This window comes from Nocardia sp. NPDC004582 (assembly GCF_053602115.1).
The window spans coordinates 52,314-65,650 of record NZ_JBSGCY010000020.1 but is presented as its reverse complement, the minus strand read 5'-3'; the positions used below and the strand labels follow the sequence as shown (position 1 = coordinate 65,650).

General features: G+C 69.6%; 14 protein-coding genes. 3 read left to right on the top strand and 11 right to left on the bottom strand.

Annotated elements, in window-relative coordinates:
* Positions 1–70: 70 nt before the first annotated feature.
* Entirely contained in the window at positions 71–472 is a 402-nt protein-coding gene (locus ACWELJ_RS08910) for a hypothetical protein (protein ID WP_452365607.1), read from the bottom strand.
* A gap of 251 nt (positions 473–723) precedes the next feature.
* On the opposite strand from ACWELJ_RS08910, the gene ctaD reads away from it, so the two are divergent.
* On the top strand, positions 724–2,460 hold the full coding sequence (gene ctaD / locus ACWELJ_RS08905; RefSeq protein WP_452365606.1) for an aa3-type cytochrome oxidase subunit I: 1,737 nt from the start codon (positions 724–726) through the stop codon (positions 2,458–2,460).
* Between the two features lie 389 nt (positions 2,461–2,849).
* Complete coding sequence (locus tag ACWELJ_RS08900; RefSeq protein ID WP_452365605.1) at positions 2,850–4,379, top strand: AMP-binding protein; 1,530 nt, start codon at positions 2,850–2,852, stop codon at positions 4,377–4,379.
* Between the two features lie 67 nt (positions 4,380–4,446).
* Here ACWELJ_RS08900 and ACWELJ_RS08895 read toward each other — a convergent pair whose 3' ends face one another.
* Entirely contained in the window at positions 4,447–5,208 is a 762-nt protein-coding gene (locus tag ACWELJ_RS08895) for an SDR family oxidoreductase (protein ID WP_452365604.1), read from the bottom strand.
* Positions 5,209–5,299: 91 nt separating this feature from the next.
* On the opposite strand from ACWELJ_RS08895, the gene ACWELJ_RS08890 reads away from it, so the two are divergent.
* Entirely contained in the window at positions 5,300–6,142 is an 843-nt protein-coding gene (locus ACWELJ_RS08890) for a helix-turn-helix transcriptional regulator (RefSeq protein ID WP_452365603.1), read from the top strand.
* 15 nt (positions 6,143–6,157) lie between these two features.
* Here the strand turns inward: ACWELJ_RS08890 and ACWELJ_RS08885 are convergent, their stop codons facing one another.
* The 9 genes from ACWELJ_RS08885 to ACWELJ_RS08845 form a co-directional block, all read right to left on the bottom strand.
* Complete coding sequence (locus ACWELJ_RS08885) at positions 6,158–7,147, bottom strand: cation diffusion facilitator family transporter (protein ID WP_452365602.1); 990 nt, start codon at positions 7,145–7,147, stop codon at positions 6,158–6,160.
* A 110-nt stretch (positions 7,148–7,257) separates the two neighbouring features.
* Positions 7,258–7,434, bottom strand: a complete 177-nt coding sequence (locus tag ACWELJ_RS08880; RefSeq protein WP_357089339.1) for a hypothetical protein — start codon at positions 7,432–7,434, stop codon at positions 7,258–7,260.
* 189 nt (positions 7,435–7,623) lie between these two features.
* On the bottom strand, positions 7,624–8,280 hold the full coding sequence (locus ACWELJ_RS08875; protein ID WP_452365601.1) for a hypothetical protein: 657 nt from the start codon (positions 8,278–8,280) through the stop codon (positions 7,624–7,626).
* 161 nt (positions 8,281–8,441) lie between these two features.
* Positions 8,442–8,627 (bottom strand): 4-oxalocrotonate tautomerase DmpI, encoded by a 186-nt coding sequence (gene dmpI, locus ACWELJ_RS08870; protein ID WP_452365600.1) that lies wholly within the window; start codon positions 8,625–8,627, stop codon positions 8,442–8,444.
* A 42-nt stretch (positions 8,628–8,669) separates the two neighbouring features.
* Entirely contained in the window at positions 8,670–9,041 is a 372-nt protein-coding gene (locus ACWELJ_RS08865; protein WP_452365599.1) for a LysR family transcriptional regulator, read from the bottom strand.
* Between the two features lie 10 nt (positions 9,042–9,051).
* Positions 9,052–9,975 carry a dienelactone hydrolase family protein gene (locus ACWELJ_RS08860; RefSeq protein WP_452365598.1) on the bottom strand — a complete coding sequence of 308 codons (924 nt, stop codon included), beginning with the start codon at positions 9,973–9,975 and terminating at the stop codon, positions 9,052–9,054.
* A 17-nt stretch (positions 9,976–9,992) separates the two neighbouring features.
* Positions 9,993–11,468 (bottom strand): flavin-containing monooxygenase, encoded by a 1,476-nt coding sequence (locus tag ACWELJ_RS08855; RefSeq protein ID WP_452365597.1) that lies wholly within the window; start codon positions 11,466–11,468, stop codon positions 9,993–9,995.
* 4 nt (positions 11,469–11,472) lie between these two features.
* Positions 11,473–12,543 carry an FO synthase gene (locus ACWELJ_RS08850; RefSeq protein WP_452365596.1) on the bottom strand — a complete coding sequence of 357 codons (1,071 nt, stop codon included), beginning with the start codon at positions 12,541–12,543 and terminating at the stop codon, positions 11,473–11,475.
* 128 nt (positions 12,544–12,671) lie between these two features.
* Positions 12,672–13,307 carry a DUF4097 family beta strand repeat-containing protein gene (locus ACWELJ_RS08845; RefSeq protein ID WP_452365595.1) on the bottom strand — a complete coding sequence of 212 codons (636 nt, stop codon included), beginning with the start codon at positions 13,305–13,307 and terminating at the stop codon, positions 12,672–12,674.
* Positions 13,308–13,337 lie beyond the last annotated feature (30 nt).

Genomic DNA, 13,337 nt, shown 5'->3' with positions numbered 1-13,337 from the left:
GTCGCGGCCGCGCGCGCCGGGCACCCGCCACGCTAAGCCGGGGCGGCGGCCGCCCGAGCGGCGAGAGTCGTCAAGCCCCGAAGAAACGGTTGTGCATGATCTGGCGGATCGGCGAGAGCAACCCGTCGAAGGCGACGCGGTCCGACTTCACGGTGTGCAGGCTGGCGTCACCGCGTTTGGGGTCCTCGCAGATCACCCGGAGTCGTTTGCCGCCGCGATACGCCGCGCCGAGGGTGAGGTTCACCGTCCCGTCGGCGCCGACGACACCCCATGGCCCGCTCACGTCGTGCCCGGCGATCTGGCACCTGTTGTCCGGTTTCTCGCCGGTGACGTGCGCGGTCACCTCGCCGCGGCCCTGGATGACGGCGCGGGGTTCGCCATTGGCGGTGGAGGCCGACCCGACGGCGAGCAGGAGGCCGAGGCTGCCGACCACGGTGACGGTGAGAACGCGGGTGCGCAGCGATCCAGACATAGCACTGATATTGGACCGCGCCCTATGAGCTTTTGATGATGTGGCGGCGTGAATCGCGGGTGAACAACACGCCAAACCTGTGTGGCGGCCGCTGTGTACGTCACGGTTGCCCTGCAGTATCTTGCATTTCGAGCCCACTCCACACCGACCGGAGTGTTTTCGGTCAAGATTGAGTAGCTGTCGGTACGCTGTGCGCCGTTCTATGTGCCCCGATTGGTAGAGCTGGACGGAACCCTCCCGAGGAGGATGTGGTGACTGCGGTATCTCCAAAGCCTGAACAGGACCTCGAGGCGGTCCGGCCCTACCCGCCCCGGAAACGCTCCAAAGGATCGTTCATCTATCAATTGGTCACCACGACCGACCCCAAGATGCTCGGTCAGATGTACTTGTTCACGTCGATCTCGTTCTTCCTGATCGGCGGCCTGATGGCGTTGCTCATGCGCGGCGAGCTGGCCCGGCCGGGCATGCAGTTCCTGTCCGCGGAACAGTTCAACCAGCTGTTCACCATGCACGGCACCATCATGCTGCTGTTCTACGCGACCGCCGTGGTGTTCGCCTTCGCCAATATCATTGTGCCGCTGCAGATCGGCGCGCCCGACGTCGCCTTCCCGCGGCTGAACGCGCTGAGCTACTGGCTGTACCTGTTCGGCGCGAGCATGGCGACCGCCGGTTTCATCACCCCCGGCGGTGCGGCCGACTTCGGCTGGACGGCGTACACCCCACTGTCGGACATCGTGCACTCCCCGGGCGTGGGCGGTGACCTGTGGATCCTGGGTGTCGCCGTCTCCGGTCTGGGCACCATCCTCGGCGGCGTCAACTTCATCACCACCATCGTGGTCCTGCGCTGCCCCGGCATGACCATGTTCCGGATGCCGATCTTCACCTGGAACATCCTGATCACCAGTCTGCTGATCCTGCTGGCCTTCCCGATCCTGACCTCGGCGGCGCTGGCCCTGTTCTACGACCGGCACCTGCACGGGCACATCTACGACCCGGCCACCGGCGGCAACCTGCTGTGGCAGCACCTGTTCTGGTACTTCGGGCATCCCGAGGTGTACATCATCGCGCTGCCGTTCTTCGGCATCGTCTCGGAGATCTACCCGGTCTTCAGTCGCAAGCCGATCTTCGGTTACACCACGCTGGTGTACGCGACTATCGCCATCGCGGCGCTGTCGATCGCGGTGTGGGCGCACCACATGTACGCCACCGGCGCGGTGCTGCTGCCGTACTTCTCGTTCATGACCTTCCTCATCGCGGTCCCCACCGGTGTGAAGTTCTTCAACTGGATCGGCACCATGTGGCGCGGTCAGCTCACCTTCGAGACACCCATGCTGTGGGCGATCGGCTTCATCGTGACGTTCCTCTTCGGCGGCCTGTCGGGCGTCATCCTCGCGAGCCCGCCGCTGGACTTCCACGTCTCCGACACCTATTTCGTGGTGGCGCACTTCCACTACGTGCTCTTCGGCACCATCGCCTTCGCCACCTTCGCGGGCATCTACTTCTGGTTCCCGAAGATGACCGGCCGCATGCTCGACGAGCGCCTGGGCAAGTGGCACTTCTGGACCACGTTCGTCGGCTTCCACACCACGTTCCTGGTGCAGCACTGGCTGGGCAATATGGGTATGCCGCGCCGCTACGCCGACTACCTGCCGAGCGACGGGTTCACCACGCTGAACACGATTTCCACCATCGGCTCGTTCATCCTCGGCGCGTCGATGCTGCCGTTCATGTGGAACGTCTTCCGGTCCTACCGCTACGGCGAGGTGGTCACCGTGGACGATCCGTGGGGTTACGGCAACTCGCTGGAGTGGGCGACCTCCTGCCCGCCGCCCCGGCACAACTTCTACGAGCTGCCCCGAATCCGTTCGGAGCGACCGGCTTTCGAGCTGCACTACCCGCACATGGTCGAGCGCATGCGCGCCGAGGCGCACGTGGGCTGGGGTTCGGGTCAGCACACGGTGCACGAGACCGAGAAGGCCGCCACCTAGTTCTCCCGCGCCACCCGGTTCTTCCGAGCATCGAACGCGGCGGTCGTCTCCGGACGGCCGCCGCGTTTCGTGTCAGGGCCGGGGCCAGGGGCCGCCCGTCGAGGCGTTCGATATCGGTGTCGAAGCGTTCGAGGAAGTTCGCGAAGGCGGCCACGTCCGCGGCGGACCAGTCGGCCATGACGCGGTCCAGCCCTTCGGTATCGGCCAGGTGCTCGTCCTTCATGGCCTGCTCGCCGGTCGTCTGTCCATATATCGCCTGATCATGCGTCCACTTGCGGCACGAAAGGAATAGCAGCGGACTTGCTGTCTCGGTGCTGTACTGTCCGCAGTCGGAGCGCGAAACCGCCGCGCTCCGGCGCTATCCGCAGGTCTCGACTTCGGGAGGGACAATGCTCGCCGATTCTCCGGATGTTTGCGATGCCGCACCGGCTTTCGTCCGTCGCACCGCCGAGTCCGTCGACTCGCCCTACGACTGGCAACGGCAACTACGGCGCTGGAACGACACCAGCACGGCCGTCGCGCTGACCCTGCCCCGGCTGCTGACCCGGGCCGCCTCCTACGACCCGGAGGCCCCGGCCGTGGTGTGCGGGGGCCTCACCCTCACCTATCGCGAGCTGGACGCGCACGCGAACAGATTGGCGCGCAAGCTGATCGGCGCGGGCATCGGTCCCGAGGACGTGGTGGCGGTGGCGCTGCCGCGGTCGCCGGAATGGGTGGTGGCGGTGTGCGCGGTGGCCCACGCCGGGGCCGCTTTCCTCGCGATCGACCCCGACGCGCCGATCACCCGGATCGCCCCGATTCTCGCGGATTCCGGTGCGGTCGCGGGCTTTACGGCCGACTATCGGCGGGATTCGCTACCCGCGCTGGGCGCCGGGCCCTGGTTGAGCATCGGCCCGATCACACCGCTGGGCCGGGGCGGCGAGGACGCGCTGGAGGTGCTCGACGCGCGGGCCCGAGAGCTGGTGGCCGAGGGCGCCGCGGCGCCGATGCGCCGGACCAGCGGTGAGAGCGCGCCCGGCCCGGCCGGGGTGTGGGCGGCTCCGCTCGCGGACCCGATCACCGACGCCGAACGGGTCCGCCCGCTGCACCTGTGGAATCCCGCCTATGTCGTCTACCCGCTCGAATCGAGTGGCGTGGTGCGGGGCTCCACCATGACCCACGCCGGGCTCGCCAATCTGGTGGTGACCCAGGCGCAGCGCTGCGACACCGACCCCGACGCCCGGGTGCTGGCCGCGGCCACGCCGGGCCGCGACACCGCGGTCTGGGAACTGTTGCTGGCCTTGGCCTCCGGGGCCACCCTGGTGCTCGCCCCGGCCGGGCCGTACGCGGGCGCGGACCTGTACGAGCTCATGCTGGACGCCCGAGTCACCCACGCCGTCCTGACCCCGTACATCCTGGCCACCCTGCCCGGCGCGGAACCGCTCCCGGACCTGCGGCTGCTGGCCACCACGGGCGCGGCCTGCCCGGCCAAACTGACCGGGATCTGGTCGGCCGGAAGGTCGTTCGTGAGCGGCTACGGCTGGGCCGAGACCGGGCTGCACGCCACCGTCAGCCGTCCCCTGAACCCGGTCGCCCCGCATGTGGCGGTCTCGATCGGCGGCCCGGTGGTCGGCACCCGCTGCTACATCCTGGACGAGAAGCTGAACCCGCTCCCGCCCGGCGTGATCGGCGAAATCTATGTCGCCGGCGCGGGATTGGCCCGCGGCTACCACCGCCGCCCCACCCCCACCGGCGAGCGCCTGATCGCCGACCCCTTCGGCGAACCCGGCGACCGCATGTTCCGCACCGGCGAGATCGGCTGCTGGCGCGGCGACGGCGAACTCGACCACCACGGCCGCCTCGGCATGCTCCCCATCGGCCAGCTGGTCGGCTACGGCGACGCCACCGTCCTCAACAACACGGCCGCCGTCTGGCGCTGACCGCCGCCTCGGACCCGGTCGCTCCCGCGACCGGCGGCTGGTCCGGTGCCGCGGCTGCCGCCAGGGATCAGGCCTGCTGGGTGGGCAGGATGATGACCTGGCGGAGATTCACGTGGGCCGGGCGGCTGGTGGTGTAGGCGATCAGGTCGGCGATGTCGTCGGCGCCGAGGGCGTCGACGAGGCCGAACATGCCGTCGAGCTGGCCGCTGATCTCCGGGTTGTCGATGTGGGTGCCGAGTTCGGTGTCGGTGAGGCCGGGTTCGATGTTCGTGACGCGGACCTTGCGGGCGCCGAGTTCGGTGCGCAGGGTGGCGGAGAGCTGGGTGATGGCGGCCTGGGTGGCCCCGTACACCGAGTAGGCGGGGAAGGTGACGTGCGCGCCGATGGAGGAGATGTTCACCAGGTCGGCGGGGCGGCCGGCGTCGGCGGCGGCGAGCAGGTCGGGCAGGAAGGCGCGGATGATCCGCAGGCGGCCCGCGACATTGGTGTCGAGCATGCGGGTCCACTCGTCCTCGCGGCCGTCGGTGATCGGGTTGGGCAGCATCACGCCCGCCGAGTTCACCACCAGGTCGGCCGGGCCGAAGGCGGCGTGCACGGCGGCGGCCGCGGCGGTCACGCTCGCGGAGTCGGTGACGTCCACGGTGACCGCCAGCACGGTCCCGCCCTCGGCCTCGATCTTGGCGGCCAGGGTTTCCAGGCGCTCGGCGCGGCGGGCCAGCAGGGCGACGCGGGCTCCGTTGCGGGCCAGCAGCAGGGCGGTGGCCTCACCCATGCCGCTGGCGGCTCCGACGATGACGGCGGTACGGCCGGACAGGTTCTCGTAAGTCATGTCCTCATCCTGCGAGGGTTTCCAGCCATCGACGAGGGTTGCGCTTTTCCTGGGTCTGCCGGTACCAGGATGGGTTCGTACGCTGGATCCCATGCAGAACGACCTCGGTGACTTCCTGCGCTCCCGCCGCTCCCGGATCCAGCCGGGCGACGCCGGCCTGCGCGAGTACGGCCGCCGCCGGGTCCCGGGCCTGCGCCGCGAGGAGGTGGCGCAGCTGGCCGGGGTCAGCGCCGATTACTACATCCGCCTGGAACAGGGCCGCGGCAAACATGTTTCGGACGCCGTGCTCGACGCGGTGGCCCGGGCGCTGCGGCTGACCGATCCGGAGCGGCTGCACCTGTACGCGCTGGCCCGGCCCGGCGGCACCGTCGACGCGCATCCCACCACGGCGTCGGGCGTGTACAGCGATGCCATCCAGCCCGGCGTGCGGCTGGTGCTCGACGCCCTCACCGCGCCGGCGTTCGTGCTGGGCCGGCGGATGGACGTACTGGCCTGGAATGCGCTGGGCGACGCGGTGTCCGGCTTCTCCCGGGTGCCGGCGGGGGAGCGCAATCAGGCCCGCTACCTGTTCCTCGAACCCGCCGCGCCGACCTATTACCCGGAGTGGGAGACGGTGGCCGGTGAGACGGTCGCGTTCCTGCGCCGCGACGCGGGCCTGCACCCCGACGACCCGCGGCTCACCGCCCTGGTCGCGGAGCTCTCCGAGCGCAGCCCGGATTTCCGGCGGCTGTGGGCGTCGCATCCGGTCAAGGAGAAGACGCGCGGCGCCAAGCTGATCCAGCATCCGGAGGCGGGCCGACTCGAACTCGGCTACGAGACCTTGGCGCTGCCCGCCGACCCGGATCAGCTGCTGGTGGTCTACACCGCCGAGCCCGGTTCGCCGACCGCCGAGGCGCTGGCCCGGCTGGCGGGCCTGCGCTCGGTCGGCGTCTGATCCCCGCGCCGGATCTCAGTTCGTCGCAATGGTTTTGCGGTGCACCGGGCCGTGTGCGTCCTGGCAGTGCGGGACGTGGTCGTGGTCGTCGTCGGGGCATTCCGTGTGGTCGGTGTAGTCGACCTGCAGGACGGTGTGGTCGATGTGATGTTTGTCGGCCAGCATCTCGGCGACCGCGGCGCGCACCGCGTGACTGTCCGCGTCCTCGGCGACCAGGATGTGCGCCGACAGGGACGGCGTGCCCGAGGTGATCTCCCAGATGTGCAGGTCGTGCACCTCGATCACGGAGTCGACCGCGGCCATCTCGCTGCCGATCTCGACCGGGTCGAGGTAGGCGGGCGCGGCCTCGAGGAAGATGCGGCCCGAGGCCCGGACCAACCCCACGCCCGCCTTCACCATGAGCACCACCACGATCAGGGTGGCGATGCCGTCGGCGCGGGTGAAGCCGGTGAGCATGATGATCAGACCGGCGACCGCGGTGGCGATGAAGGCGAACAGGTCGTTGAGGATGTGCTGGTACGCGCCCTCGACATTGAGGCTGGTCCGGTTGGCCTTGCTGATCATCCAGCTGGCCAGCACGTTCACCACGATGCCCGCCAGTGCGGTGACCAGCACCAGGCCGCCGGTGACGTCGGGCGGGTCGATGAGGCGGCGGATGGCCTCGTAGGTGAGCCAGCCCGCGAGCCCGAGCAGGGTGAGGCCGTTGGCTTGGGCGGAGAGGATCTCGGCGCGTTTCCAGCCGTAGGTCATGCGGCCCGCGGCGGGCCGGGCGGCCAGGCGGATGGCCCACAGCGCCAGCACGATCGAGGCGGCGTCGGTGAGCATGTGCGCGGCGTCGGAGAGCAGGGCCAGCGATTGGGCGATCAGGCCGACGACGACCTCGCCGAGCAGGAACACGACGATGACAGCGAGCGCGCCGGCCAGCCAGCGCTTGTCGCTGTCGGCGGTCGCGCCGTGCGCATGCCCGGCGTGGTCGTGCCCGTGTGAATGCCCGTGCTCGCTCATAACCCTCCTCCGTTGTCGCTCGACCAAGACCATATGCATAAATCGCTATGTGTGCAATGTTTGTGACACGTCAGATTCGACCGGATTGCCCGAAATGTGCTTCGGCCTGGTCATGAGAGATCGCGGAAGGTCATGAGGAACCCGGCGAAGGCGATCACGAACAACGCGATGAAACCCAGCGCCCGCAGCCACAGCCAGGGCCAGTCCCGGACCCAGAGTCCGGTGAGCATGACCCCGACCAGCATCAACGCCCCGTAGAGGGGGGTCCGCTGCGGATGGCGACCCATGACTCCTGCATACGCCTTTTCCCGCGATCGGGCATGCGTGACCCGCCGGGTCCATAAAATCGCAAGGGTGGACGCAATCCTGACAACCATCGGTGTCGTCGCGGTGATCGGTCTCTCGGGCGCGGCCTACGCCGCCTTCCTGCTGCTACGGGGGCGTAAGTAGCTCTCCGGCAACGATGTTCGCGCCGATCAGCTCTCGACTCGCGGCCACGGGTAGAAGGCCAGGTGGATGAGCAGCACCACGAGTCCGGCGAGCAGGATCGCGGCGACCGGGTGCGCGCGCCGCTCCAGGTAGCCGATGGTGCGAAACAGCGTGGGGAACGGGACATCTCGGCTGAACACCATGGCCAGCGCGCTGGGCAGGATGACCCACATCAGGGCGATCAGTCCGTAGAGCACGTACGCGCCCAGGTAGGAATGCGGGTTCATGCCCCGGTCGGCGATGGCGAACAGGATCCCGAAGGCATAGCTGGCGAAGGCCGCCGTGAGATAGCCCGCGCCCAGCAGCGTGATCACCGAATCCGTCTTGGTGACACGGCCGTTCACGGTGATGGTGCGTCCGGCCACCTGCTGGATGACGGGTGCGGGCGGGGCGGTCAGTTGCGGGACCGCGTAATAGGCGAGCAGCACGATCACCGTCACCACGATCACCCGCACGACCGAATGCTGGGTCTCGAGATGGCCGACCGTGTTCGAGATGGTGGGCCAGCTCGCCAGGCCGAACACCGATGCCAGTTCCGATACGGCAATGGCCAGCGCGGCCAGGCCCCACATGCAATAGCCCCAGAATTCCACCGAGTGACCAGCCGGTGTGGGTACGAGTTTGGGGCCGACAACCTCCGTCATGCTGCCGTTGTATCACTAGAATCGGGGTCTACCTGCGAGTATGTGCAGTCGATGCCAGGTTGTCACGGGGTCGACATCTATCGGTACCGGCGGGTCGGTTCGAGTGTGCCCCAGTCGATTAGAACCGCTGGGTCTGGTTCTGGCGACCCGCCGGTTCACCGCTACCTGCCGTCCGCGGTCAGGCGGCCGGCGGCGCCCCAGCTGTCCGCGGGGGTCTCGTGGATCCAGACCTGCACGGCCTCGGCCGGAATCTGATACGCGTCCACGAACGCGTCGGTGATGCGGCGCACCAGATCCCGCTTCAGCTCGCCGGTGCGCGGACCCTGCTGCACGGTGACGATCGGCATGACGTGTACTCCTTCGTGAAATCCATTGGAACTGAGAACAGTTCACCGGAATCCCTCCACCCGCACCCCGGGCGCCTGCTCGGCGAAGGTGTCCAGGACCGCGTCCAGCCGTTCGGCGAGCCCGGTCACCGTCCCGAGCCGGAACACCTCGGCCCGGCCGCCCGCCAGCTCCGCGACCGATGCCCGCGCCTGATCCGCGGCGGCCAGCACGGCCCGGGCCGCGGGCAGGAAGCGCTGTCCGGCCTCGGTGAGCAGCACCCGGCGCGGGGACCGGTCGAGCAACTGCACCCGCAGTTCCCGCTCCAGCCGCCGCACCTGCTGACTCACCGCCGGCTGCGCGATGTGCAGGCGCTCGGCCGCGCGCCCGAAATGCAATTCCTCGGCGACGGTCACGAAGTACCGCAATTGGCGCAACTCACGACGCTCAGGCTAGATAGCGCCCGTACCAATCGAGCACGCGCCGCCAGGCTTCGGCGGCGGCCACGGGCTGGTAGCGCGGGCCGGTGTCGTTGAAGAAGGCGTGGTCGGCATTGTCGGCGACATAGCTCCCGTGCGGCAGGCCGGCCTGGTCCAGGGCGGCCTCGGCGGCGGGCCGGGACGCGTCCACCCGGGCGTCGAGCGCGCCGTAGACCGCCAGGACGGCGGCCTTGGAGCCGGTCATGTGGCCGCCGTCGGGGAAGGGCCCGTAGAAGGGGGTCGCGGCGGCGAGCTCGGGAGTACCGGAGGTGAGCAGCAGCCAGGTCAGGCCGCCGCCGAAGCAGAAACCGGTGGCGCCCAGCCGTTTTCCGGGTACCCGCCGTCCCAGCTCGGTCAGGCCGGCGCGCAGGTCGGCGAGGAATCGATCCTGGGGAATCTTGCTCAGGGCGGCGGTGGCGGCGGCCTGATCGGTGAAGGTGGCGGTGCCGCCCTCCTCGGAGAGCAGGTCCACGGCCAGCGCCGAATACCCCGCGCCCGCGAAACGGCCGGTCACCGAACGGATGTGGTCGGTCAGGCCGCGGTTCTCGTGGATGACCAGCACCCCGCCGCGCGGCTGGGCCGCCTCGGCCCAGGCGGCTTGCAGGGTGCGGCCCTCGGGTCCGGCGAAGGTGATGGGGGTGGCCGGTACCGCGTTCGCGGCGCCGGGCGGCGGGGACGCGGGGCTCGCCGATGGGCTCACGGAACCTCCGGCGGCGGTCGTGGTGGGCGCCGACTGCTTGGCCGACTCGGCGCAGGACGCCAGCAGCGCCACGGCGGCCGACGCTCCCATGCCCAGCAGACTCAGCCGCCGCAGCGCCTCGCGGCGGCTGAGCAGGCCCTCGACGTGGTCGGTGGCGATTTCCTCTGCGATATAGCGCTGCAGCGGCGTCATGCCCTCAGCCTAGGCGGCTACCGGTAGGCGTTGATGTCGAAGGCCCCGTTGGACTGCCGGAACGATTCCGCCGAGTCCGGCCACAGCAGGGTGACGCGGCCGGTCTGCTCGTCGCGGTACCAGCTGGTGCACCGCCCCTGGGTCCAGACGGTGTCGCGGGCGCGGTTCTCGATATCGGCCATGGAGGATTCGACTGCCTCGGGCGTGACCTCGAGGACGGTCTCCGGTACCGCCGCCAGATGGTCGAAAGCGCTGAGCACGTAATCGATCTGGGTCTCGATCACGTAGATGGCCGAGTTGTGGCCGAGTGCCGCGTTCGGGCCGTCCAGCACGTACATGTTGGGGAAGCCGTCCACGGTGGTGGAGGCGTGGGCGGCCATGCCGTTGCTCCAGCGTTCGGACAGCAGGGAGGTGCGGCCGTGGATGCGCTTGGCGATGGAGGGGCGGGTGGCGTTGAAGCCGGTGGCGAAGACCAGCACCTCGAGGTCGTGGGCTTGTCCGCTCGCGGCGATCGCGAGGCCGTCGCTGATCCGGGTCAGCTCGGTCGACTCCAGCCGGACATTGTCCTGTTGCAGGGCCGCGTAGTACTCGTCGGAGAACAGGATGCGTTTGCAGCCGATCTCGTAGTCCGGGGTGAGCCGCCGCCGCAGTTCCGGATCGCGGACCTGCGCGGCCAGGTGGTCGAGCGCGCGGCGGCTGAGCAGATCGATCTCCGGGTGCCGGCGGCGGCGCGCGGCGATGCTGAGTTCCGCCTCGGCGAACAGCTCGTCCCGCAGCGCGGTGATGGACCGCGGGTCGGCGGCGAATCCGGCCAGCTCGTCGGGAGTGTAGAAGCGGTCCCCGCGCGGCAGCACGTAGGGGGCCGAGCGCTGGAAGACGACGACCTCACTGGCCTCGCTCGCCAGCCGGGGCAGGATCTGCACCGCCGACGCGCCCGTGCCGACCAGTCCGACTCGCTTGCCGACCAGGGAGACCTTCGGATTCCAGCGCGCCGAATGCCACCGGCGGCCCCGGAATTCGGTGAGATTCGCGATCGCCGGGATCTTGGGTTCGGTCAGCCGCCCGGTGGCGATGACCAGATTGGCCGCCGAGAACTCACCCTGCGAGGTGCGCACCCACCAGCGTTCCTCGGCCTCGAGCCACTCCGCTTGTTCCAGTGCGCAATTCAGCCGCAGATACGGTTCGAGGGCTTCCTGTTTCACGCAGGAGCGCAGGTAGTCGTGAATCTCCGCGCCCTCGGCGAACACCCGCGACCAGCGCGGGTTCGGCAGGAACGAGAACGAGTACAGATGCGCCGGAATATCGCAGGCCACACCGGGATAGCGGTTGTCGCGCCAGGTGCCGCCCACATCCTCGGCCTGTTCGATGATCACGAACGATTCCCGGCCGCGGCGGGCCAGCTGGATGCCCATGCCGATCCCGGCGAACCCCGCGCCCACGATCAGGACGTCGACCTTCTCCGGGGCCGGTGCCGTGGTGAAATTCGAAGCCATGGCGTCAGATCCAGCCGTACTGGGTGGTGCGCTGCCGCAGGGTGCGGCCGAGTTCGCCCGCGATCCGCTCGACATCGTCGACGGTGAGGGTCAGTCCGGCCTCGGGACCCGACTCCGGCGCGAGCCGCCCGTCGAGCAGCAATCCGCCGAAATCGTTTGCGCCGCAGCGCAGCAGCTCGACCGCAGCGGTGACACCCAGGCGCGGCCAGGCGGCCTGGATATTGTCGATCCGCCCGTGCAACAGCAGACGCGCGACGGCGTGCACGGCCCGCGACTGCCGGCGCAGGCGTTCGGGCACCGCCGGCGTGCGAAATCCGGCCGCCGCGGTGACGGGATCCATGGGCATGGCGATGAATTCGGTGAAGCCGCCGGTACGGTCCTGGATCTCCGCGAGCAGCCGCAGATGCGCGAGCTGTTGCGCGGGCGTCTCGATGTGCCCGTACACCATGGTCGCGGTGGAGGTCAGGCCCGCGCGATGCGCGGCTTCGATCACCCGGACCCATTCGTTCACCGGCAGATCCGGTCCGCCCTTGAGGCGGGCGCGCACCTCGTCGTCGAGAATCCGCGCACCGGTGCCGGGCACCGACCCGAGTCCGGAAGCCTTGGCCCGCACCAGGTATTCGTCCAACGGCACCCCGAGCCGGGCCGCGCCGTCGAGCAGTTCCTCGGGCCGGAAGGCGTGCAGGTGGATTGCCCCGGTGCCGGTGATGGCCGCGATCAGGGACAGGTAGTCGTCGTCGCTGTCGGCGGGCAGCGGGCCCTGCATGCAGATCTCGGTCGCGCCGAGTTCGTACGCTTCGGCGACCAGGGCGGTCAGCCGATCCCGCGCTGCCGCGCCCGACACCGCGGCCGTGTCCAGGTTCCGATTCACGACAAAGGTAACGGCATCGCCCACGCTGCGCTTCCGCACCGCGTCCGCCAATTCGCCCAGCCGGTCCAATTCGGGGCCGTCGGCCGCGAGCAGCGCGAGGTAACCCGCGTCCGGCAGGCCCGCGGGATTCCGCTCCGCCTCGGCCAGCCATTCCCGCACCTGACCCGCGTCGGGCAACCCGACTTCGGCGATACCACCATCCACGGTCGCCACGATACCGCCGCCCCTGCGCGCCGCTCCGGCGCCCGCTGGTGGCCGGGACTTCGGTACGGACACGCGTTCGGCCCGGCGCCGCGGGGCGGCGACCGGGCCGGTCAACGTGGCCGGAAGGGTCAGGCGGCGGTGCCCTGGCCGATGCTGACGTTGCCGAAGGAGGTGTGCGCGAAGACCTGGACGAGGTCCTGGGGCTGGTCGACGGCGGCCAGCCGGTTCTGGACCGAACCCGACTTGGTGTTGGACTCCAGTTGGGCGGCGCTGCCCGGCTTGATGCCGACGCTCAGGTCGCCCATGGAGGTCTCCAGGCGCAGGACGCCGCGGGCGGCCTCGGTGATGTGGATGTCGCCCTTGGCGACCTTCGCGGTCACCGAGCCCTGCGGCCGCTCGACGGTGATGTCGCCGGCGGACACCTCCAGCTCGCAGTCGCCGAGGCCGCCGGCGCCGACCAGGTCGCCCAGGCCGACCGTGCCGGTGACGCGGGAGCCGGTGGGGACGGCGATGGTGACCGCGATGGTCCCGACGGCGGCGAACGGGTTGTGGGCGCGCCAGCCGGTGGGGGTCTTCACGGTCAGGACGCCGTCGCTGAAATCGACCCGGACCTGTTCGGCGGCCCGCACGTCCTCCTTCTTGCCGGGGTTCGCGGGCCGGACGTCGACGACGGATTCGGTGCGGTCGGCGGCGGTGACGGTGACGTTCCCGGCGGCCACGGCGACGTCGACGGTGATCGGGGCGAGGGTCTCGAAGGCGGTCATGACTTGCTCCTCTGGGTGTGATTCCGGGTG